This window comes from Caulobacter segnis (genome assembly GCF_019931575.1).
GTDB classification, from domain to species: domain Bacteria; phylum Pseudomonadota; class Alphaproteobacteria; order Caulobacterales; family Caulobacteraceae; genus Caulobacter; species Caulobacter segnis_C.
Map to the genome: position 1 here is coordinate 153,777 of NZ_CP082923.1, position 21,350 is coordinate 175,126.

The window sequence follows — 21,350 nt, forward strand, 5'->3', positions numbered from 1 at the left end:
CGGTTTAAGCGACCGCTAGAGCTGACCCTCGTCCTGCAACGTCCTGATGACGAACCGCAGGTGGAAAAGCTGGCTCAGCGCCAGGCTGGCGGCGATGGTGGCGCGGACCAGGAAGATGATGGTCGCCCGCATCGGATCGTCGGTGAAGGTCGCCTGGGTCAGGGTGAATGACAGCAGCACGATGATCGACAGGACGGGAATGGTCAGCAGGCCCAGCGCCTTGGGCGCGCGCCAGGTCGGCCTGCCGTCGAAGCCCCACTGCATGGGGATGGCCACGCCCTTGGGGATCCGCTTCCAGGCGCCCTGGGCGGTGGTGGCGATGATGGCCAGGGCGGCGATCGACAGACCGTCGCCCAGCACGCGCAGGGTCGTTTCCATGTGTGGAGCCTAACCCCTAAACCGTCACTTGGGCGCCCAGCTCGACCACGCGGCCAGGCGGGATCTTGAAGAAGTCGGTCGGGTTGGCCGCGTTCTTCATCAGGTAGATGAACAGGCGGTCCTGCCACAGCGGCATGCCCGAATTGGCCGACGGCACGATCGAGCGTCTTCCGAGGAAGAAGCTGGTGGCCATGATGTCGAACTTCAGCCCCTGCTTGCGGCACACGGCCAGCGCCTTGGGGATGTTCGGGCTTTCCATGAAGCCGTAGTTGACGATGACCTTCTTGAAGTCGTCGTTGACCTTCTCGATCTTGACCCGGTCCTCCTCGTTGACGCGCGGCGTCTCGGTGGTGCGGACCGTCAGGATGACGTTGCGCTCGTGCAGAACCTTGTTGTGCTTGAGGTTGTGCATCAGGGCGACCGGGGTCATGTCCGGGTCGGAGGTCAGGAAGATCGCCGTGCCGGGCGCGCGGTGCGGGGCGCGGGCGCGGAGGATCTCCATCAGGTCGACCAGGGGCACGCTGTCGCGGCGGGTCTTGGCGGTCAGGATGTTGGCCCCGCGGGTCCAGGTCCACATGATCAGCACCAGCACCGCGCCGAACACCAGCGGCAGCCAGGCGCCGTCGGGGATCTTCAACATGTTCGAGGCGATGAACACCATGTCCAGCGCCGCGAGCGGAACCAGCAGCAGGGCGGTCTGGCCCAGATTCCACTTCCACACGCGGCGGATGACGACATAGGCCAGCAGGGTGTCGACGAACATCGCGCCGGTGACGGCGATGCCGTAGGCCGAGGCCAGCTTGTGCGAGCTGCGGAACGCGAACAGCAGCACCAGCACGCCGATCAGCAGGAACTGGTTCACGGCCGGCACGAAGATCTGGCCGGCCTGGGTCTCGGACGTGCGCTTGATCTCGATGCGGGGCAGGAGGCCCAGCTGCACGGCCTGCTGGGTCATCGAGAAGGCGCCGGTGATCACGGCCTGGCTGGCGATGACCGTGGCCACGGTGGCCATCAGCAGCACCGGCCAGTAGGCGAAGCCGGGCACCATCTCCCAGAACGGGTTGTGGCGGGCGGCCGGGTGGTCCAGCACCAGGGCGCCCTGGCCCAGATAGTTCAGCGCCAGGCAGGGGAACACCAGGCACAGCCACGAGGCCTGGATCGGGCGCTTCCCGAAGTGGCCCATGTCGGCGTAGAGCGCCTCGGCCCCGGTCACGACCAGGAACACGCTGCCCAGGATCACGAAGCCCAGGAACCCGTTCTCGAACAGGAAGCGGATGCCGTACCAGGGATTGAAGGCGCGGAAGATCGACAGGTCGTCGGCCAGGTGGAAGGCGCCCAGGGCGCCCAGGATCAGGAACCAGACGGCGGTGAACGGCCCGAACAGCGAGGCCATCCGGTGGGTGCCCTTGGCCTGGACGGCGAACAGCAGGATCAGGATGCCGGCCGAGATGGGCAGGATGTAGGGCGTGAAGACGTGGCCCACGCCCGGCGCGTCCTTCAGGCCCTCGACGGCCGAGAGCACCGAGATGGCCGGGGTGATGATCCCGTCGCCGTAGAACAGGGCCGCGCCCACCACGCCGAGGAAGAACACCGCGACCGAGCGCTTGCGGCCGATGCCGCCCAGGGCCTTCTGGGCCAGGGCCATCAGGGCCAGGGTGCCGCCCTCGCCCTTGTTGTCGGCGCGCATGAAGAAGATGACGTACTTGATCGTCACGAACAGCGTCATGGTCCACAGGACCAGCGAGACGACGCCCAGCACCGCGTGCTCGGTCGCCGTCGTGCTGCGCGAATGGGCCAGGGCCTCGCGCAGGGCGTACAGCGGACTGGTGCCGATATCGCCGAAGACGACGCCGATCGAGCCAAGGGCCAGGGCGAAAAAGCCATGACCCTTCGCGTCGCCGTGGCCGTGGCCATTGCCGTTGGAGGGGGCGCCCTCCTGCTGCGGAATGTCGGAAGACGCGGGCGCGCAGTCGTTGCCGGCGGCGCTTGAGGCTTCGGAAGCCATTCAATCCCTCCGGGCCGCCCTCGCAAAATGCTGTCGGCCGACCCATATCGATCAAGCGCGGCGCGATACACCCAATCCGCGACGGGTTCAATCATCCCCCGACGTCGGCCTCGTCTCTTGGAGTGGAGAAAGGCCACCGTTGCGAAGATGAAACAGTTTTCAGTTGAACGCGCGGGCGACAACCTTACGTTCCCAGGCGAGATGTCCGACAGTCAGAAATTCCCCGTAGCGGCCCATGCCCTGGCCTATCTGGCGCACAAGGAGGCGTTTTCCGCCGACCGCGCCGTGGCCAGCGCCGAGCTCGCCGCCTCGGTCCCGACCAATCCGGTCGTGGTGCGCCGGGTCACCGCCATGCTGGGCAAGGCGGGGCTGATCGGCGCGCGCGCCGGCGCCAACGGCGGCGCCTGGCTGCTCAAGCCGGCCGATTCGATCACGCTCGACGTCGTGCTGAAGGCCGTGAACGGCTGCGCCCACCTGGGCGTCGCGCCCAAGGGCGTGAAGGGCTGCCCGGTGGGCGAGAAGATCCCGGACGCCGTGCGCTCGGCCATCCACGCCGCCGACCGCGCCGCCGCCGAGCGGCTGGCTCAGATCACCGTCGCCGACCTGCTGAACGGCGCGCACGCCAGCGTCGAGGGCTGCTGAGGCCTTAGAGCCTATTCGGCCGGCGCCAGCGCCAGGCGCTGCTGACGCGAGTCGATCGCCGCCACCACCCAGATCGCGAAGCCGCCCAGGGCCAGGGCCACGCCGACCCAGCCGGTCGAGGCCCAGCCGTAGCCGGCCGCGATGGCCAGGCCGCCCAGCCAGGGGCCCAGGGCGTTGGCGGTGTTGAAGGCCGAATGGTTCAGGGCCGCGGCCAGGGTCTGGGCCTCGCCGGCCACGTCCATCAACCGGGTCTGCAGCACAGCGCCCAGGCCGCCGCCGCAGCCGATCAGGAAGACGACCGGCATCAGGGTCCACAGCTCGCCGATGGCCAGCGGGTACAGGGCCAGGGCCCCGGCGCTCCACAGCAGGATCGCGCCGATGGCCGGCATCAGGGCGCGGTCGGCCGCCCAGGCGCAGACCAGGGTGCCGACGGTCATGCCGGCGCCGAACACCGCCAGCACCACCGGCAGGGCGGCGGGCGAGGCGTGGGTGACGGCCAGCATGGTGTCGGCGAGGTACGTGTAGACGCAGAACATGCCGCCGAAGCCAATGGCCCCGATCGCCAGGGTCAGCCACACCCGGCCCTTGGCCAGGGCCGACAGCTCGCGCAGCGGGCTGGCCTTGGCGTCGGCCGAGACGCGCGGGGCGTACAGCCAGACCGAGACGGCGGTCAGGCTGGCCAGGGCGGCGACGATCACGAAGCCCCAGCGCCAGCCGATCCATTGGCCCACGACATTGGCCATCGGCACGCCGACGATGGTGGCGATGGTCAGGCCGATCATCACCATGGCCACCGCCCGCGCGCGCTTCTCGGGCGGCGAGACGCTGGCGGCGACCAGGGCCGCGACCCCGAAATAGGCGCCGTGCGGCAGGCCCGAGAAGAAGCGGAAGGCGATCATCCAGCCGAAGCTGGGGGCCAGGGCCGAGAGCAGGTTGCCGACCGCGAACACGGCCATCAGCATCGTCAGGATCACCCGGCGCGGCAGCCGCGCGGCGGCCACGGCGATCACCGGCGCCCCGACCACCACACCCATGGCATAGGCGCTGATCGCATGACCGGCCGTGGGGGCGTCGATCCCCAGGTCCTTGGCGAAATAGGGCAGCAGGCTCATCGAGGCGAACTCGGTCGTGCCGATCGCGAAGCCGCCCAGGGCCAGGGCCAGGAGGACGAGACCCGGATGGATCTTCGGGGTGTCGGTCTTTAGAGCGTCAGGGGTCATGTCGGCGCCTCACACACACAGAGTGGCGCAACACGGACGCGGCCCGCCGGGGGAGCGGCGAGTCCGGGGCGTCATGCTGCATTGCAGAAGTCCCTTATCTATAAGGAATTGACAACGTTGTCGCAAGATGGCGGCGGCATTTCGCCGTTCGCCGAGCCGGCGCTTTGAGCGCCGCTGAAACCGGCCCGCAGAAAAATTGCACTCGATCTTGTTGCTGATCCCCTGGCGGCGCCGCTTCGGCGCATTACGTAATCGCTACCGTTTCAGTTTCGAATTCGAGGGAATTCCAGATGACCACTGTCGCTATCGCCTACCACTCCGGCTACGGCCACACCGAAGTCCTGGCCCAGAAGGTCGCCGAGGGCGTCCGTGACGCTGGCCAGACCCCCGTGCTGCTGAAGATCGAGAGCGCGACCCAGGACTTCGCCCCGTTCATCGAGGAGATCACCAAGGCCGACGCCGTGATCTTCGGCGCGCCCACCTACATGGGCGACGTCTCGGGCGTGTTCAAAGTGTTCGCCGACGCCACCGCCTCGGTGTTCTTCACCAGCGCCTGGAAGGACAAGCTGGCCGCCGGCTTCACCAACTCGCACAGCTTCGCGGGCGACAAGCTGCACGCCCTGAACAGCCTGGCGATCCTCGCGGCCCAGCACGGCATGAACTGGGTGAACCTCGGCATCGCCCCTCCCGGCGTCACGGCCGCCGAGCGTGGCCCGGACACCATCAACCGCGTCGGCTCGTTCATCGGCCTCTCCGCCCAGTCGGACAACGCCTCGCCGGAGATCACCCCGCCGGCCGGCGACCGCGAGACCGCCCGCCTGCTGGGCGAGCGCGTGGCCAAGGCCGCCGTCCGCTGGAGCGTCGGCGCGAGCGCGGCGGCCGGTCTCGGCAAGGCCGCCTAACTAGTCCCCAAGGTCGCGGCGGTCTCCCTCCCAGCCGCGACCCGGAAGGGGCGCGCGTTCCGTACCTGGCGCGCCCCTTCCGCCCCCTTTCTCTCGAGGGTGCTGCTTGAACCGAAGCGCGGGCCGTGCTCGTCTCCGGCGAAGTTTCGTCTTCTTCCGGATCACCCCAGCATGGCCCGCCGCCTCGCCCTGATCACCGGCGCCTCCGCCGGCATCGGGGCCGCTTCCGCCCGCATCTACGCCAGCCACGGCTACGACGTGGTCCTGACCGCGCGCCGGGCCGACCGTCTCGAGGGCCTGGCCGCCGAGATCAAGCTGCGCTCGGGTGTCGAGGCCTACGCCATCCCCGCCGACCTCGCCGATCCCGCCGGCGTCGACGCGGTGCTGGCCGCGATCGCCGATCAGGGCCGCGTCGTCGACGCCCTGGTCAACAACGCCGGCTACGGCCTGCCCGGGACCTATGCGTCGACCAGCTGGGCCGACCAGGCGATGTTCCTGCAGGTGATGCTGACCAGCGTCTGCGAGATGACGCACAAGGTCCTGCCGGGCATGGTCGAGCGCCGGTTCGGCCGCATCGTCAACGTCGCCTCGCTGGCGGGCCTGGTTCCCGGCGCCGCCGGCCACACCCTGTACGCGGCGACCAAGGGCTTTCTCGTGAAGTTCTCCCAGAGCCTGCACCTGGAGAACCAGCAGACCGGCGTCCATGTGTCCGCCCTGTGTCCGGGGTTCACCTATTCGGAGTTCCACGACGTCAACGGCACCCGCGCCCAGGTCAGCCAGGGCGTGCCCGAATGGCTGTGGCTGGGCGCCGACGAGGTGGCCGCCGCCGGCTACGAGGCGGCCGAGGCCAACCGCTCGATCTGCGTGCCGGGCGCTCCGAACAAGGCCATCGCCGCCATCGCCAAGGTCGTGCCGGACGATTGGGCGCTCGCGCTCATGGCCAGCCAGGGAAGCCGCTTCCGGAAGGTGTGACGTCCCGTCCGCCCCGGTCCTTTTGGAAAACCGCCCCGGACCTGCTATATGTCCGCCTCGACCCCGAAGAGCCGGACACCCCCTTGAGCGTCACCCTCGACCTGTCGCGCGTCTCCACCGACGCCGCGCCCGCCCCCGCCGTTCCCAAGCCTCTGATCAACCTGTCGGGCCTCACGCGCCCGCAGCTGGTCGCGGCCCTGGTCGAGAGCGGCGTGGTCGAGCACGGCAAGGCCAAGATGCGCGCCACCCAGATCTTCCGCTGGATGCACCATCGCGGCGTCACCGACTTCGCCAATATGAGCGACGTCGCCAAGGAGACCCGCGCCCGCCTGGCCGAGGTCTTCACGATCGCCCGTCCGGAGATCGTCGAGCGCCAGGTCAGCAAGGACGGCACCCGCAAGTGGCTGATCCGCATGGGGCCGGGCATCGAGGTCGAGAGCGTCTACATCCCCGGCGTGGGTCGCGCTGGCGCCCTGTGCGTCTCCAGCCAGGTCGGCTGCACCCTGAACTGCAGCTTCTGCCACACCGGCACCCAGCCCCTGGTCCGCAACCTGACCGCGGCCGAGATCGTCGCCCAGGTGCAGGTGGCCAAGGACGACCTGGCCGAATGGCCGTCGGACAAGGAAGACCGCGTGCTCTCGAACATCGTGTTCATGGGCATGGGCGAGCCGCTGTACAATCTGGGCCAGGTGGCCGACGCCATCGAGATCATCAGCGACAACGAGGGCATCGGCATCTCGCGTCGCCGGATCACGGTCTCGACCTCGGGCGTCGTGCCGATGCTGGAAAAGCTGGGCGACACGACCCAGGCCATGCTGGCGATCAGCCTGCACGCCACCAACGACGCCCTGCGCGACGTGCTGGTGCCGCTGAACAAGAAGTACCCGATCGCCGAGCTGATGGCCGGTATCCGCGCCTATCCGGGCCTCTCCAACGCCCGTCGCGTGACCTTCGAGTACGTGATGCTGAAGGGCGTCAACGACAGCCCCGACGAGGCCCGCGCCCTGGTCAAGCTGATCAAGGGCATCCCGGCCAAGGTCAACCTGATCCCGTTCAATCCCTGGCCGGGCAGCGACTACCAATGCTCGGACTGGTCGACGATCGAGGCCTTCGCCGCGATCCTCAACAAGGCCGGCTACTCCTCGCCGATCCGCACCCCGCGCGGCCGCGACATCCTCGCCGCCTGCGGCCAGCTGAAGAGCGAGAGCGAGAAGGTCCGGGCGAGCGCGCTGCGCAAGCTGTCGCTGGCGGCGATGGCGGGCGTGCTGTCCGAGGATGACGACGAGGCGGCCTAGGCCTCCGCCTCCACCGCCTTCTTCAGCCGGCTGAGCATCCCCGCCGCATAGGCCGCGTAGGGGCCGATCCAGCGTTCGTGGATGGCGTGCACCGGCAGGGCGTCCAGGTGGTTCCACCGTTCGCGCCCGCGCCGCTCGGCCACGACCAGGCCAGCCTCTTCCAGCACGCCCAGGTGCTGCATCACGGTGCAGCGATCCAGCTCGGCGAACCGCGCGCACAGCATGCCGGTCGTCAGCGACTCGGCCTTCAGCAGATCCAGGATGTGGCGCCGCACCCGGTGACCCAGGGCCTTGAAGATCAGGTCGGCTTCGTCCTCGCTTGACATGTTATAAGAATATAACACATGGTCGCGGCCATCAAGGCCAAACCCGATCAGGGAGATGATCCATGTCCCATGAATTCACCGTCAGTGGTCGCATCGCCAAGCCCGTGGCCGAGGTCTTCGAGGCCGTGGCCGACCCGAAGAAACTATCGGGCTACTTCACGACCGGCGGGGCCCAGGGGCGACTGGAGACTGGCGCGACCGTCACCTGGGACTTCCACGACTTCCCGGGCGCTTTCCCGGTCGAGGTGGTCGAGGTCGTCCGCAACGAGAAGATCGTCCTGCGCTGGGGCTCGGCCGAGCCGGGCGCGACCAACAAGACCACGGTGACCATGACCTTCGCCGACACCGGCGACGGCCGCACCCTCGTTCGGATCCACGAGGCCGGCTGGAGCGACACCCCGGCGGGGGAGAAGGCCGCCTTCGGCAACTGCGAGGGCTGGACCGGCATGCTGTGCGCGATGAAGGTCTTCGTCGAGCACGGCCTGAACCTGCGCCAGGGTTTCTACAAATAGGCGGCATCCACAAGCCGGCGCCGGCGCGGGCGCCCCTACGCAAGACTCATGGACCCGTGTTAGTCAGGGGGCAGCAAGTCTATCGGGGTCATCCGCGTCCATGCCGTCCCAGCTCCAGTCGCCCGAGGTCCAGGCCTTCGCCACCGGCTTCCCGGTCACCCTGCTGCACGCCGGCGTGACCCTGGTGATGCTGATCCTGGGCACGGCGCTGTACGCCCTACTGACCCCGCACAAGGAAATCACCCTGATCCGCGAGGGCAATTCGGCCGCGGCCCTGTCGCTGGGCGGGGTGATGGTCGGCCTGGCCATTCCGCTGGCCGTCTCGCTGACGGCCTCGACCTCGGTGGTCGAGATCATGATCTGGGGCGCGGCGACCATCGCGGTGCAGCTGCTGGTGTTCCGGATCACCGACATGGTGCTGAAGGGCCTGCCCGAACGGATCCACGAGGGCGAGATCTCGGCCGCCGCCCTGCTGGTCGGGGCCAAGCTGGCCACCGCCCTGATCCTCGCCGCCGCCGTGGCGGGCTGATCGGGCGGGGGTCGGGGACGTACCGGTGCATTTCCCCAAGCTTCCCGACTGGCTGGTCTATGCCGCGGCGGTCAGCGCCCTGGTGATCGTCGCCGTCGGCCGGCAGGAGCGCTCGGACGCGCCGCCGCCGCCGCCGCCGGTGCCCGGCGAGGAGGGGCTGCCGCTGGGGCCGTCCTCGCCGTTCGACCCCTCGATCGTGGTCCAGGTGCCCGACCGCCCCGAGCCGGGCTCGGGCACGGCCTTCTCGATCGGCGACGACGGCGCCTGGCTGACCGCGCGCCACGTGGTCGACGGCTGCAAGTCGGCGGCGATCGTCGTGGCCGACGGGCGCGGGGTCGCCGCGAAGATCCATGTCGACCCGACCGCCGACGCGGCCATCCTGACCACCGAGGGCGGGGCGCCGGCCGTGCCGCTGGGCCTGGACCAGCCGCTGCGCCGGGGCGCGCGCGCCTATCATCCGGGCTTCCCGCAAGGCCATCCGGGCGAGGCCGCCTCGCGTCTGCTGGGCCGCGAGAACCTGGTCGTCCACGGCCGCGGCGCCCGCACCGAGCCGGTGCTGGTCTGGGCCGAGGTCGGCCGCACCGACACCCTGAAGGGCACGCTGTCGGGCCTGTCGGGCGCGCCGGCCTTGGACGCCGCCGGACGGGTGATCGGAGTGACCGTCGCCGAGGCTCCGCGTCGCGGCCGCATCTACACGACCGCCCCCGAGACCCTGAAGACCCTGCTGGGCCCGCGCCGCCGGCCCAGCCCTTCGGAATTCGCGCCCGCCGAGCCGATCACGACCGAGAACTACGGCCGCGTGGCCGACGGGCTGCGGCGGGACCTGCGCGTGGCGCAGGTGGTGTGCCTGGCGGTCTAGGCGGCGGCGTCTTCGGTCGGCTTCTGCCGCGCCGCGACCAGGAACGACAGCACGATCGCCACCACGCCGATCAGCGCCGTGTAGATGAAGAACGCCGTGTAGCCGGCGGCCATGGCCTGGGCGCTGACGCCCAGCTTGGCGCCGGCGGCCGTGAAGCTCTCGGGCGGCAGGCGGACGAACAGGTCCTTGAGCAGGCCGATCGGTCCGCCGTGCTCGGCGGCCTGGGCCGAGGCCTCGACGATGCGGCCCGACTGCGAGGCGATGAGCTTGCCGGGCAGGGCGTACAGCGACGAGAACAGGGCGTATTGCGTGGCGGTGAAGCCGGCCGAGGTCAGGCTGGACATGTAGGCGATCAGCGCCGTGCCGGCGATGCCGCCGGCCACATTGTCCAGGCAGATCGACGCGAACAGCATCGGGATGCTGTGGCCGCTCATGGCGAGCAGGGCGAACATCAGGTTGCTGATCGGCTGGGCGAAGGCGCCGATGACCAGGGCCTTCATCAGGCCCAGGCGGGCCACCACGACGCCGCCCAGGAACACGCCGATCATCGAGGCGATGATCCCGAACACCTTCCGGATCTCGGCGATCTCGGTGAGGGAAAAGCCCATGTCCCGGTAGAACGGGTTCATGATGTTCAGCACGAAGTCAGAGACGCGATAGACGCAGATCGCCGCCAGGATCAGGCCGGCCACGCCCTGGAAGCGGGTGAGGAATTCGCCCAGCGGCTCGCCGAACGCCTTGGACATGTAGACGCCGGGCTTGGTGCGAACCTTGGGGATAGGCCAGGCGGCGATGACGACGATGGCCAGGCCCGTGATCACGCCCAGCAGCTGCAGCCAGATTCCGTTGGGCTTGGCGGTCCAGGCGTCGGCCAGGGCTTCGCCGCCGACCAGCTTGGAGAGCAGGGTGGCGTCGCCCGCCAGGCCCGACCCCAGCACCAGAGCGCCCATGACCAGGACGGCCAAGCGCGCCAGCCACTCCAGGACTTCCAGGGCCTTGGGCTGGGCGACGTCGTCGGTCGGGATCGGCCGGATGCTGTGCTCGGCCTCGCGCGGGGCCCACAGGGTGGCCAGGATCCCGATCCCGACGACCACCCCCATCGCCGCGTAGGAGATGTTCCAGCCATAGTGTTCGGCCAGGAGCAGCGGCACGGCGCCGGCCGCGATCATGGCGACCCGGAAGCCCCACTGATAGGCCACAACCATCGGGCCTTGCTCTTCCTTGTCGGCGACCTCGATGCGCCAGGCGTCGATGACGATGTCGTGCGAGGCGGTGGCGAAGCCGACCGCTACGGCCGTCGCCGCCAGGACGCCCAGCTGGTGGGCGGGATTCATGGTCGAGATGGCCCACAGGCCCAGGACCATCGCGCTCTGGAACACTAGCATCCACGCGCGGCGATGTCCGAGCAGAGTGTGCAGGACCGGGACCTTGGCCCGGTCGATCAGCGGGGCCCACAGGAACTTGAACGAGAACGACAGGGTGGCCAGGCTGAAGAAGCCGATCACCGCCAGCGACAGGCCCGCGTCGCGCAGCCACAGCGACAGGGTGTCGAAGATCAGCATGTAGGGCAGGCCCGACGCGAAGCCGAGGCCCAGCATGACCAGGCTGCGCCGCTCGCCGAAGAAGGCCAGGGTCTGGAGAAGGGTCTTCTTCTCCGGCGGCTGGGCGGTGTCGGTCATGGCGATTCCCCTGTCCGGGGACCGCCCGGATTCAGCCGGCGACCTTGGCTCGCGTCGCGGGTTTCGTCCAGCGGCTGGGCATGCCGCCGCCGGCGCTTCCCGACGTCCAGCGCTTGAGGGCGTCGCGCAGGGCTTCCTGCGTCAGGGGTTTCACCAGGAAGTCGTCCATGCCGGCGGCCAGGCAGGCGCGCTTGTCCTCGTCGAAGGCGTCGGCGGTCAGGGCGGTGATCGGGGCGGTGACGCCCTTGGCCCGCAGCGCCCGGGCGGCGTCGACGCCGGACAGGCCGGGCATGCGCACGTCCATCAGGATCAGGTCGTAGGCTCCGGCGACGGCGGCGGCGACCGCCTGCTCGCCGTCAGCGACGCGGTCGACCTTGCAGCCTTCGCGCTCCAGCAGGGTGCGGGCCAGCAAGGCGTTGATCGGATTGTCCTCGGCCAGCAGCACGCGCACGCCATGGGCCACGGCCCCGGCGATGCGGTCGTCATGGGCGGAGGCGTCGGCGGCCGCGCAGCCGTCCTCGCCCTGGGCCGCCTCGGCCTGCAGCACCTGGGCGACCAGAGAGGCCGCGCGCAGCGGCTTGATCAGATAGCCCGAGAAGCCGGCGGCCTTCAGGGGGGCGATGTGGTCGCGCTGCTCGGGGGTCAGCAGCACCACGGCCTTGCGGCCGGGCGGCAGCTTCAGGGCGCCGCGCGGACCGGACAGGGTCTTGTCGATCAGCAGCACGGCGTCGGCCGGCGCGCCCGACAGGGCCGAGGCGATGTCGACGGCGACGAAGGCGCGGCCGCCGGCGGTCTCGATCTGGCGCGCGGTGGCGGCGCGGACGATGGCGTTGGGCGAGGCGATAGCGACGTTGCGACCCGCCAGCGGGGTCTCGCGGACGGGCGGGGCGACGGTCTCGAACGGGGCCTCGAACCAGAACTCGGCGCCCTGGCCCAGCTCGCCGCCGACCCCGACCTCGCCGCCCATGGCGGCGGACAGCCGCGCGACGATGGCCAGACCCAGGCCCGCGCCGCCCAGCTGGGTGGCGTGGGTGATGTCGGTCTGCACGAAGGCCTCGAAGATGCGGACGCGGGCCTCGGGCGCGACGCCCGGCCCGGTGTCGGCCACCGAGAAGCGGATGCGGCCGCCTTCCGTGGCGGTGGCCGTCAGCATGACGCCGCCGGCCTCGGTGAACTTCACGGCGTTGCCGGCGAAGTTCAGCAGGATCTGGCGCAGGCGGCCCTCGTCGGCGCGGATGACGGGCAGGGGCGAGGGCGCGGTCCAGGCGATCTCGACGCCCTTCTCGTGGGCGCGCGGGCTCATCAGCTCGGCGACCTGGCGCAGCAGGCCCTCGACATCCACGGGGGCGAGGCTCAGCTCGATCGAGGCCGCGCCCAGGCGGGCGAAATGCAGCACGTCGTTGACCAGCGACAGCAGGTGGTCGCCGCTCTCGCGCAGGGCGGTGACATAGGACCGCTGCTCGGCCGTCAGCTTGGTGTTCTCGAGCAGCCGCGCCATGCCCAGCACGCCGTTCAGCGGGGTGCGGAACTCGTGGCTCAGGGTGGCCAGCTGCTCGGGCGTGACGCCAGGTTTTTGGTCGCTCATGACCGAAGAGCTTAGCCGACGCGCCTTAACGGGGGGTCAAGCGCCGGACAGTCAGGCGAACGTTGTTTCCTCACCGTGGGTCGGGGTCCGCCGATAGGCCAGGGCCTCGGCGACGTGGACGCGCTGGACGCCGCTCGCGCCTTCAAGGTCGGCGATGGTGCGGGCCAGGCGCAGGGTCCGGGTCCAGCCCCGGGCGCTAAGCCGGCCGGCCTCGGCGGCCTGGGCCAACAGGGCGCGGCCGCGATCGTCCAGGGCGGTGATCGTCTCCAGGAAGGCGCCCTCCGCGCGGCCGTTCAGGCCGTCCGCCGCGCCGTGCTCTTCGGCGCGGCCCAGCTGCAGCGCTCGGGCCCTGGCCACGCGCGCGGCGACCTCGGCCGAGCCCTCGGCCGGCGGCGGCAGGGAGAGGTCGGCGGCGGTGACGGCGGGCATGTCCACGGCCAGGTCGATGCGGTCCATCAGCGGGCCCGACACCCGGCCCTGGTAGTCCTTCTGGCAGCGCGGGGCCTTGCCGCACGCGCCGCGCCCGGCCCCGCCGTGGCCGCAGCGACAGGGGTTCATGGCCGCCACCAACTGCACCCGGGCCGGATAGCGGATGTGGAAGTTGGCGCGGGCCACCATCACCTCGCCGGTCTCCAGCGGCGCGCGGAGGCTGTCCAGCGCCTGGACCCCGAATTCGGGCAGCTCGTCCAGGAACAGGACGCCGTTGTGGGCCAGCGAGACCTCGCCCGGCTTGGCCTTCAGTCCGCCGCCGGTCAGCGCGGCCATGCTGGCGCTGTGATGCGGGCTGCGGAAGGGCCGCGCGCGGGTCAGGGCGCCGCGCGCGATGAGCCCGGCCACCGAATGGACCATCGAGGTCTCGAGGAGCTCCGTCGAGGTCAGGGGCGGCAGCAGGCCCGGCAGCCGCTGGGCCAGCATCGACTTGCCCGAGCCGGGCGGGCCGACGAACAGCAGGTTGTGGCCGCCGGCGGCGGCGATCTCCAGGGCGCGCTTGGCGTGCTCCTGGCCCTTCACGTCGCGCAGGTCCTTGTGGGCCTCGCCCTCGACGATCGGACCGGGTGTCGGGGCCGACAGGATCTGGGCGCCTCGGAAGTGGTTGATCAGCGAGACCAGCGAGCGCGGGGCTAGGATCCGCGTGCCGCCGGCCCAGGCCGCCTCGGGGCCGGAGGCCTCGGGACAGATCAGGCCGAGATCGAGGGCGCCCGCCGCCATCGCCGCCGGCAACGCCCCGGCGGCCGGGACGATGCGGCCGTCCAGGGATAGCTCGCCCATGGCCGCCCAGCCGTCCAGGGCGTCCAGCGGGATGACGCCCAGCGCCGCCATCACCGCCAGGGCGATCGGCAGGTCGAAGTGGGTCCCTTCCTTGGGCATGTCGGCCGGGGCCAGGTTGGCGACGATGCGCTTGCCTGGCAGCGACAGGCCCAGGCCCGCGAAGGCGCCGCGCACCCGCTCGCGGCTCTCGGCCACCGCCTTGTCGGCCAGGCCGACGATGACGAAGGCCGCGTGTCCGGTGGTCAGCTGCACCTCGACGTCGACGCGCCGAGCCTCGACGCCCTCGAACGCGACGGTGACCACCCTGGCGGCCATCGCAAACCCCCGTGGATAATGGATTTTATCCACAACTCACAGCATAGCTTGCGAAATGGAGCAAGAACAAAAAACGAACGTTTTAGGAAATTGGCGTCATTCCGCAGAGTTACCCACCGTTGCGGCGAATGTCCTCGATATGATCCCAGAGTACGGCCGCGGCGTTGACGCCGGTGAAACGCTTGAGCTGTTGCGCGCCCGTTGGCGACGTAACGTTGATTTCCGTAAGATACTCGCCAATGACGTCGATGCCGACAAAGATCAGTCCACGACGCTTTAGTTCGGGCCCGATGATCTTGCACAGTTCCAGGTCGCGGGCCGTCAGGGCGACGGCTTCGGCGCGGCCGCCGACCCGCAGGTTCGAGCGCACCTGACCGTCGGCCGGCACGCGGTTGATGGCCCCGACGGGCTCGCCGCCGACCAGCAGGACGCGCTTGTCGCCCTTGCTGACGGCCGGGACGAACCTCTGGGCGATGACCTGCTCGCGGCCGATCATGGCGTGTAGTTCCAGCAGGGCGTCGAGGTTCGGATCGTCGGCTAGCAGCCGCGCCACGCCCGAGCCGCCGCCGCCGTAGAGGGGCTTCAGCACGATGTCGCCGTGGCGGGCGCGGAAGTCGTAGATCGCCTCGTGGTCCGAGGTGATCAGGGTCGGCGGCTGCACGCCGGGGAAGTCGGTGACGAACAGCTTCTCGGGCGCGTTGCGCACCTCGGCCGGGTTGTTCACCACCAGGGTGTGCGGGTGGATCTTTTCCAGGAAGTGGGTGGCCGTGATGTAGGCCATGTCGAACGGCGGATCCTGGCGCATCAGCACGACGTCGATGTCGTCCTTCATGTCCAGCAGGACCGTCTCGCCCAGCTTGGCGTGCGCGCCCTTCTCGGCGAACACCTCCAGCGGTTGGGCCCGGGCGAACACCCGGCCGTCCTCCAGCGACAGCTTGTCGGGCGTGTAGAACCACAGCTTGTGACCGCGTTCCTGCGCTTCCATCATCATCAGGAAGGTCGTGTCGGTGTCGATGTTGATCCCCAGCACGGGGTCCATCTGGACGGCGACTCGCAGCGACATGGGGGCTCCTGGGCTTTGTCTTCCTGGGCGTCTGGGCGCGACTGCCTAGTTAAGGCGATTTCCAGGGATTGCGAGGGGAAGGTTGTCGCGTGATGTCGCTGCTGGCACGGTCGCGGCATGATCGGCTGGCGGGTCTCCACAATCCTTGTCGCCACGACGCTGGCAGGATGCGCGAGCGCGCCGCCAATCGCCCCTGCCGTCGAGCGCATCGCTTTCGCGCCGACGCCACCGCCCTTCTGTGGGCGCTGCGAGACGGTGAAGTTCGTCGCCAGCGCCGATGGCGTGCTGCGGGTCGAGGCGGGCTACTGGGCGGGGAACTACAGAGACTGGCGGCGTCGGCGCGAGGTTCGCCAGATCACGCCCGAGCAGTTCGCCGACTTCAAGGCTAGGCTCGCGCCCTATAGAGGTCAGCGCGACATCGCCGGTGGTGAGGCCGGGTGCCAAAGCTATCATACCGACGACGCGGGCCTGCGTGTGGAATGGGTGTCAGATTCCGGTCGCCGCGTGCGCGTCTTCGACTTCGGCTGTGAGGACGATCCGGCGATGAACAGAATCGTGTCGGCGGCGCCGACCGCTTTGGGTCTCAAGCCACTCTACTAGTTCAGCCTCAGCCGCATCCGCTCCCGCGCGGCCCGGGCCGCGATGGCCGCGCCGCCGTCCAGGATCTGGGCGCGCGACAGGGCCTGCAGCGCGCCGGCCAGGGCGCCCTGGCCTTCGCGGGCGGCGGCGACGTCCAGCCAGGGGCGGTGGTCGGCCGGGTTGAGCAGGGCGCGGCGCAGGGCCGAGCGCTCGGCGCGGGGCCAGTCCTTGGCCTGCTGGGCGCGGGCGAAGATGTTGTTCTGCAGGCGGATCAGGACGGCGCGGTCCGAGATCGGGGCCATCAGCAGCTCCAGCCGCGAGGCCACGTCAGGCATCAGGCCGGTGCGCAGGGCCCGGCGCGACAGCTCGGACGGCAGCACCACCCGACCCTCGCTGAACGGATCCAGGGCCAGGGGGCCTTCCTCGGTCTCGATGCGCAGCAGGAAGTGGCCGGGGAAGTCGACGCCGTAGAGCTCCAGCCCGACCTGGCGGGCGGCGTGCAGGTAGAAGACGCCCAGCGCCACCGGCAGGCCCTTGCGGCGATCGGCGATGGCGATGACGTCGGCGTTGTCGGGGTGGTCGTAGGTCAGAACGTCGCCGGTCAGCCGCAGGTCGCCGGCCAGGGTCTCGGCCACGGCCTCCTCGGGCGACTCGCTCTCGGCGCGGCGGCGCAGGCGGTCGACGGCGTCGCGGGCCAGGTCGATGGCCGGCGTGGTGTCGCGGCCGGGATCGTCATGGATGGCGCAGGCCAGGGCCGCCTCGAACAGCGGGAAGGTCTCGTCGGGCCCTTCGCCGGCCCGGGTCAGGATCGCCTCGGCCTCTTCGCGCGTCACGTCGGCCCCCCCATCCTCAGGCCGCCCGGCCCGAAGTCCGTTGGCCAGGCGTCGGGCAGGTGGCGCGGCGCGCGGCCGGGCGCCAGGGCGATCAGGTCCAGGCGCACGAAAAGGTCGCGCAACCCGGCGCGGTGCGCGGAAAGGTGGGCGGCGGCGCGACGCAGGCGGTCACGCTGGGTCGGCGTCACGGCGTCCAGGGCGTCCTCGATCGTGGTCCGTTGCTTGACCTCCACAACGGCCAGCACCTTGCCGCGTTGCGCCAGCAGGTCGATTTCGCCCAGCGGCGTCGCCAGGCGGAAGCCCAGGATCCGATAGCCCTTGGCCATCAGCCACAGCGCCGCCAGCACCTCAGCCCGCCGTCCCAGCTTGCGCGCCGCCGCGCCCCGATCCTTGCGAATACGAGCTTGGCGGACACCGGCGACCATCAGGCCTGCTCCTTGGCGTCTTGGTCTTTCAGCGCCAAGGCCTGGCGGTAGAGGTCCTTGCGCGACAGGCCCAGGGCCTTGGCCACCTCGGAGGCGGCCTCGCCCAGCGGCAGGCGGGCCATGGCCTCGCGCAGGGCGGCCTCGGCGTCGTCGGCCGAAGCGACCTTCTCCACGCCCGGACCCACGAGGATGACGATCTCGCCCTTCGGCGCCGTGAAGCGCGGGTCGGCGGCGAGTTCGTCGAGCGGACCGCGCACGCAGGTCTCGTAGAGCTTGGTCAGCTCGCGGCACACGGCCGCCTGGCGCGTCCCGCCGAACACGACGGCCATGTCGGCCAGGCAGTCGGCGACCCGCGAGGCGCCTTCGTAGAAGATCAGGGTGGCGCGGGTGTTGGCGAACTCTTCCAGGAAGGTCCGCCGCGCGGCGCTCTTGGGCGGCGGGAAGCCGGCGAACAGGAAGCGGTCGGTCGGCAGGCCGGCCAGGGTCAGGGCCGCCAGGGCGGCCGAGGCGCCGGGGATCGGGATCACCGGATGGCCGGCCGCGATCGCCTCGCGAGCCAGGCGATAGCCGGGGTCGGAGACCATCGGCGTGCCGGCGTCCGAGACCAGGGCCACGCGCTCGCCGGCCTCCAGCCGGTCCAGGATGCCCGGGATCGCCCGCTCGGCCACGTGCTCGTCGTGACGCTCCAGCCGGGTGCGGATCCCGTAGGCCGCCAGCAGCTTGCCGGTGACGCGGGTGTCCTCGGCCAGCAGGACGTCGCAGCCAGCCAGAATGTCCAGCGCCCGCAGGGTGATGTCGCGCAGGTTGCCGATCGGCGTCGCCACCAGATAGAGGCCCGGCGCCAGCGGCGCGTCGGACAGGGCTGGCGGGGGAAGCTGGCGGCTCAACGTATGGATGTCCCTTATGCTCGCGAAGAAGGCATATCAGGTCGCGAGCGTCCCTGTCAGCCGGTCTAGAACCAGGCGTCCCGCCCGAGTGGCGCGCAATCGATTGGCGTCGTCGGCCAGCAGGCCGGCCGCCACCAGATCGCGGACCTTGGGCAGGTCCGGCGAGAGGCTCAGGGGCGCCATTTCGTCGAAACCGACTCCGTCGTCGATTCGCAGGCCAAGGACCAGGCGCTCCTCGGCGGCCTCCTCGGGCGTGAGGAGCTCGCGCTCGAAGCCGACGCCGGTCTCGGCGACGGCGGCGACATAGTCCTTGATGGCGCGATGGGCGGTGGTCGCCGCGCGGCCCCCTAAACCAGGATTGGCGGGCAGGGTCAGACGCCCGTGCGCGCCGGGGCCGACGCCGACATAGTCGCGGCCGCGCCAGTAGACGAGGTTATGCCGCGAGCGGGCGGCGTCGCCCCGGGCGTGGTTGGAGACCTCGTAGGCGTCGAAGCCGGCGGCCTCCAGGACCTCCTGCGTCGTCTCGAACAGGGTCGCGGCCAGGTCCTCGTCGGGGACGACCAGCGTCCCGCGCCCGACCGCGCGGTCGAAGGCGGTGCCGTGCTCGATGGTCAGTTGGTAGGGCGAGACGTGCTCGGGACCCAGGGCGATGGCTTCGGACAGCTCGGCGCGCCAGGCGGCGTCCGTCTGGCCGGGGCGGGCGTAGATCAGGTCGATGGAAAGGCGCGGAAAGGCCCGCGTCGCCGCCGCTATGGCCCGCCGCGCGGCGCCAGCGTCGTGGTTGCGGCCCAAGGCCTTCAGCGAGGCGTCGTCCAGGGCCTGGACGCCCAGCGACAGGCGCTGGACCCCGGCCTCGGCCAGGGCGGCGAAGCGATCGGCCTCGGCGTCGGTGGGATTGGCCTCCAGGCTGATCTCGAGATCGTCGGCCGGTCGCCACAGGGCCTTGGCGGCGTCGATCACCCGGGCGACCTGGGCCGGGTCCATCAGCGAGGGCGTGCCGCCGCCGAAGAAGATCGACAGCAGGGGCTGGTCGCCGGTCAGGTCGCGCTGGGCGACCAGGTCGGCGACGATGGCGTCGGCCAGGGCCTTCTGCTCGTCGGTCCGGCCCCGGTCGCGGACGACGTTGAAGTCGCAATAGGGGCAGATGCGCGCGCAGTAGGGCCAGTGGACGTAGACGCCCAGGCCCCCGTCCCGTCGCTCAGGGCCACGCGCGCGGTCGGGATCAGTCAAACAGCGCCGCCTTCAGCTTGGCGAAGGCGCGGGCGCGGTGGCTCATGGCGTCCTTGGCGGCGGGTTCCATCTCGCCGAAGGTCAGGTCGTGGCCCGCGGGCACGAAGATCGGGTCATAGCCGAACCCGCGCGCGCCTCGGCCGGGGAACACCAGGGTCCCGTCGACGCGGCCCTCGACCACCACGGCCGGACCGTTCGGCCAGGCCACGGCCAGGGCCGAGGTGAACCAGGCCGAGAGGTCTTCCGAACCGGTCTCCTCGATGCGCTCGGCGACCTTGTCCATGGCCATGGCGAAGTCCTTGCCGGGGCCGGCCCAACGGGCCGAGTAGATCCCCGGCGCGCTGTCCAGCGCCTTGACCGACAGGCCGGAGTCGTCGGCCAGGGCCGGCAGGCCCGAGAGGTCGGCGGCGTGGCGGGCCTTGAGCAGGGCGTTGCCGGCGAAGGTCGTCTCGGTCTCGTCCGGCTCGGGCAGGCCCAGCTGGCCGGCGGTGACGATCTCGAAGCGGCCGTCCAGCAGGGCGGCGATCTCGGGGACCTTGCCCGGATTGTGGGTCGCGGCCACGAGCTTCGCGCCCTTTTCAAGCGTCAGCGGCATCGTTCACTCCGTTGGCAATGCGTGCGTCGAGGCTCCTTTAACGCGATGCGCGGCGTTTGGCGCGAAGCGATCCCGAACAGGCGGTGTGACCTTACGGCAACTGTCGTTTGTCCACAGGCATCATTACCGTAGTTTAATATCGTTTTTCGATAATCGAGATTGGCGGAACGCAAACCGGCCCCTATTTGTTGATCCATGGCGAGGGTCGAATGGCTCGGTCCCCGGCCATGTCTCTCAAACTGGAAAACAAGATGTCCTCCGCCCGCCTGTTCCGCATCGCCGACAAAGTCGTCATGACCGTGATCACCGCCGCGCTCATCGTGGCCGTGCCGGTGTCGGCCGTGGCGTTCGTGGTGCAGACGCTCTAGGCGCGGCAAGGGTTTCCGGGGTCTAAGAGACCGCTGTTTTGACGCCTCCCGCGACGCGGGGCATGTTTGCTAGCGTCGCTGTTGGGGAGCAGCCATGCGCGCCTTGGGGCCCGGCTCCGTTTCGAGTTTCCTGAAGATCATCCTCGACGTGATCTACGTCGGGCTGTGGATCTTCGTCAGCCTGTTGTCGCTGTTCACGCTGGTCGCCCTGCTGTTCAGCTTCAATCCGGAACTGCTGGCCTCGATGTTGCCGATTAGCGACGCCGTCGAGGCCGTCAGCCGCAACGGCGCGCTGTTCGCCGGGGCCCTGGCCGCCTGGGCGCTGCTGCTGGGCGGCTGGATGGTGATCGTCGAGCGCCTGCGCAAGATCTTCGCCACCCTGACCGCCGGCGACCCCTTCCATCCCGACAACGTCGTGCGCCTGCGCCTGATCGGCCTGGTCCTCGCCGGGCTGGAGGTCGGCCGCTACGTCTTCTCGGGGATGGCCCGCTGGCTGGCCCCGAAGGCCAAGGTCATCGACGACAGCTTCACCCTGACCGCCTGGTTCTCGGTGCTGGTCGTCTTCGTCCTGGCCGAGGTCTTCCGCGAGGGCGCGCGCCTTCGCCGCGAAGCCGAACTCACGATCTGACCCGGAGCGACGCCGCATGCCCGTCCGCGTGAACCTCGACCGCGTGCTGCTGGAACGGCGCATGTCGCTGACCGAGCTGTCCGACCGCGTCGGCGTGACCATCGCCAACCTCTCGATCCTCAAGACCGGCAAGGCCCGCGCCGTGCGGTTCTCGACCCTGGACGCCCTGTGCCGCGAACTGCAGTGCCAGCCCGGCGACCTGCTGACCTTCGAATACGGCCCGGCCGACGCCGACGACGAGGAGGACTAGGCCT

24 protein-coding genes are annotated in these 21,350 nt (G+C 70.2%); 11 read left to right on the forward strand and 13 right to left on the reverse strand.

Annotated elements, in window-relative coordinates:
• Positions 1-15: 15 nt before the first annotated feature.
• Both K8940_RS00715 and K8940_RS00720 read right to left on the reverse strand, forming a co-directional pair.
• Positions 16-378: a hypothetical protein gene (locus K8940_RS00715; RefSeq protein ID WP_223392636.1), complete on the reverse strand. Its 363-nt coding sequence runs from the start codon at positions 376-378 to the stop codon at positions 16-18.
• A 16-nt stretch (positions 379-394) separates the two neighbouring features.
• Positions 395-2,383: a potassium transporter Kup gene (locus K8940_RS00720; RefSeq protein ID WP_223392637.1), complete on the reverse strand. Its 1,989-nt coding sequence runs from the start codon at positions 2,381-2,383 to the stop codon at positions 395-397.
• Between the two features lie 201 nt (positions 2,384-2,584).
• Here K8940_RS00720 and K8940_RS00725 point away from each other — a divergent pair, with 201 nt between their 5' ends.
• A complete protein-coding gene (locus tag K8940_RS00725) occupies positions 2,585-3,025 on the forward strand; it encodes an Rrf2 family transcriptional regulator (RefSeq protein ID WP_223392638.1) in 441 nt (146 codons plus the stop codon).
• 11 nt (positions 3,026-3,036) lie between these two features.
• On the opposite strand, the gene K8940_RS00730 is transcribed toward K8940_RS00725, so the two are convergent.
• Entirely contained in the window at positions 3,037-4,245 is a 1,209-nt protein-coding gene (locus K8940_RS00730) for an MFS transporter (protein ID WP_223392639.1), read from the reverse strand.
• A 290-nt stretch (positions 4,246-4,535) separates the two neighbouring features.
• On the opposite strand from K8940_RS00730, the gene K8940_RS00735 reads away from it, so the two are divergent.
• The 3 genes from K8940_RS00735 to rlmN all read left to right on the forward strand — a co-directional run bounded on the left by K8940_RS00735 (position 4,536) and on the right by rlmN (position 7,414).
• Positions 4,536-5,147 carry a flavodoxin family protein gene (locus K8940_RS00735; protein WP_223392640.1) on the forward strand — a complete coding sequence of 204 codons (612 nt, stop codon included), beginning with the start codon at positions 4,536-4,538 and terminating at the stop codon, positions 5,145-5,147.
• A 171-nt stretch (positions 5,148-5,318) separates the two neighbouring features.
• Complete coding sequence (locus K8940_RS00740; RefSeq protein WP_223392641.1) at positions 5,319-6,119, forward strand: SDR family NAD(P)-dependent oxidoreductase; 801 nt, start codon at positions 5,319-5,321, stop codon at positions 6,117-6,119.
• Between the two features lie 83 nt (positions 6,120-6,202).
• Positions 6,203-7,414 (forward strand): 23S rRNA (adenine(2503)-C(2))-methyltransferase RlmN, encoded by a 1,212-nt coding sequence (rlmN, locus tag K8940_RS00745; protein ID WP_223392642.1) that lies wholly within the window; start codon positions 6,203-6,205, stop codon positions 7,412-7,414.
• On the opposite strand, the gene K8940_RS00750 is transcribed toward rlmN, so the two are convergent.
• Positions 7,411-7,740, reverse strand: coding sequence for an ArsR/SmtB family transcription factor (locus tag K8940_RS00750; RefSeq protein ID WP_223392643.1), 330 nt, complete (start codon positions 7,738-7,740; stop codon positions 7,411-7,413). The genes rlmN and K8940_RS00750 overlap by 4 nt on opposite strands.
• Before the next feature lie 62 nt (positions 7,741-7,802).
• Here K8940_RS00750 and K8940_RS00755 point away from each other — a divergent pair, with 62 nt between their 5' ends.
• The 3 genes from K8940_RS00755 (at position 7,803) to K8940_RS00765 (ending at position 9,640) form a co-directional block, all read left to right on the forward strand.
• Positions 7,803-8,252 (forward strand): SRPBCC domain-containing protein, encoded by a 450-nt coding sequence (locus K8940_RS00755; RefSeq protein WP_223392644.1) that lies wholly within the window; start codon positions 7,803-7,805, stop codon positions 8,250-8,252.
• 100 nt (positions 8,253-8,352) lie between these two features.
• Positions 8,353-8,781 carry a DUF350 domain-containing protein gene (locus K8940_RS00760; protein ID WP_223392645.1) on the forward strand — a complete coding sequence of 143 codons (429 nt, stop codon included), beginning with the start codon at positions 8,353-8,355 and terminating at the stop codon, positions 8,779-8,781.
• Between the two features lie 25 nt (positions 8,782-8,806).
• Positions 8,807-9,640 carry a serine protease gene (locus K8940_RS00765; RefSeq protein WP_223392646.1) on the forward strand — a complete coding sequence of 278 codons (834 nt, stop codon included), beginning with the start codon at positions 8,807-8,809 and terminating at the stop codon, positions 9,638-9,640.
• Here K8940_RS00765 and K8940_RS00770 read toward each other — a convergent pair.
• From K8940_RS00770 to gshB, 4 genes are all read right to left on the reverse strand, one after another.
• A complete protein-coding gene (locus K8940_RS00770) occupies positions 9,637-11,319 on the reverse strand; it encodes an AmpG family muropeptide MFS transporter (protein WP_223392647.1) in 1,683 nt (560 codons plus the stop codon). The two genes, K8940_RS00765 and K8940_RS00770, sit on opposite strands and share 4 nt — an antisense overlap.
• A gap of 31 nt (positions 11,320-11,350) precedes the next feature.
• Entirely contained in the window at positions 11,351-12,904 is a 1,554-nt protein-coding gene (locus tag K8940_RS00775) for a response regulator (RefSeq protein WP_223392648.1), read from the reverse strand.
• 51 nt (positions 12,905-12,955) lie between these two features.
• The gene (locus K8940_RS00780) at positions 12,956-14,488 is read right to left on the reverse strand and encodes a YifB family Mg chelatase-like AAA ATPase (protein ID WP_223392649.1); all 1,533 of its coding nucleotides are present in this window, start codon (positions 14,486-14,488) and stop codon (positions 12,956-12,958) included.
• 109 nt (positions 14,489-14,597) lie between these two features.
• The gene (gshB, locus tag K8940_RS00785; RefSeq protein WP_223392650.1) at positions 14,598-15,551 is read right to left on the reverse strand and encodes a glutathione synthase; all 954 of its coding nucleotides are present in this window, start codon (positions 15,549-15,551) and stop codon (positions 14,598-14,600) included.
• A 117-nt stretch (positions 15,552-15,668) separates the two neighbouring features.
• Between gshB and K8940_RS00790 the strand changes: the two genes are divergently transcribed.
• The gene (locus K8940_RS00790) at positions 15,669-16,151 is read left to right on the forward strand and encodes a hypothetical protein (protein ID WP_223392651.1); all 483 of its coding nucleotides are present in this window, start codon (positions 15,669-15,671) and stop codon (positions 16,149-16,151) included.
• Here the strand turns inward: K8940_RS00790 and K8940_RS00795 are convergent.
• Genes K8940_RS00795 through rdgB form a run of 5 tightly spaced genes read right to left on the reverse strand, consistent with a single transcriptional unit; the run spans position 16,148 to position 20,100 of the window.
• Complete coding sequence (locus K8940_RS00795; protein WP_223392652.1) at positions 16,148-16,963, reverse strand: SirB1 family protein; 816 nt, start codon at positions 16,961-16,963, stop codon at positions 16,148-16,150. The two genes, K8940_RS00790 and K8940_RS00795, sit on opposite strands and share 4 nt — an antisense overlap.
• Positions 16,960-17,388, reverse strand: a complete 429-nt coding sequence (locus K8940_RS00800; RefSeq protein ID WP_223392653.1) for a YraN family protein — start codon at positions 17,386-17,388, stop codon at positions 16,960-16,962. Before K8940_RS00800 ends, K8940_RS00795 begins: the two co-directional genes overlap by 4 nt.
• Entirely contained in the window at positions 17,388-18,275 is an 888-nt protein-coding gene (gene rsmI, locus K8940_RS00805; protein WP_223392654.1) for a 16S rRNA (cytidine(1402)-2'-O)-methyltransferase, read from the reverse strand. Before rsmI ends, K8940_RS00800 begins: the two co-directional genes overlap by 1 nt.
• 36 nt (positions 18,276-18,311) lie before the next feature.
• Positions 18,312-19,457 carry a radical SAM family heme chaperone HemW gene (hemW, locus tag K8940_RS00810; protein WP_223395983.1) on the reverse strand — a complete coding sequence of 382 codons (1,146 nt, stop codon included), beginning with the start codon at positions 19,455-19,457 and terminating at the stop codon, positions 18,312-18,314.
• Positions 19,458-19,497: 40 nt separating this feature from the next.
• Entirely contained in the window at positions 19,498-20,100 is a 603-nt protein-coding gene (gene rdgB, locus K8940_RS00815; protein ID WP_223392655.1) for an RdgB/HAM1 family non-canonical purine NTP pyrophosphatase, read from the reverse strand.
• 251 nt (positions 20,101-20,351) lie between these two features.
• Here rdgB and K8940_RS00820 point away from each other — a divergent pair, with 251 nt between their 5' ends.
• From K8940_RS00820 to K8940_RS00830, 3 genes are all read left to right on the forward strand, one after another.
• Complete coding sequence (locus tag K8940_RS00820) at positions 20,352-20,468, forward strand: hypothetical protein (RefSeq protein WP_223392656.1); 117 nt, start codon at positions 20,352-20,354, stop codon at positions 20,466-20,468.
• 94 nt (positions 20,469-20,562) lie between these two features.
• Complete coding sequence (locus K8940_RS00825; RefSeq protein ID WP_223392657.1) at positions 20,563-21,096, forward strand: DUF2975 domain-containing protein; 534 nt, start codon at positions 20,563-20,565, stop codon at positions 21,094-21,096.
• A gap of 16 nt (positions 21,097-21,112) precedes the next feature.
• Positions 21,113-21,346, forward strand: coding sequence for a helix-turn-helix domain-containing protein (locus K8940_RS00830; protein WP_223392658.1), 234 nt, complete (start codon positions 21,113-21,115; stop codon positions 21,344-21,346).
• Positions 21,347-21,350 lie beyond the last annotated feature (4 nt).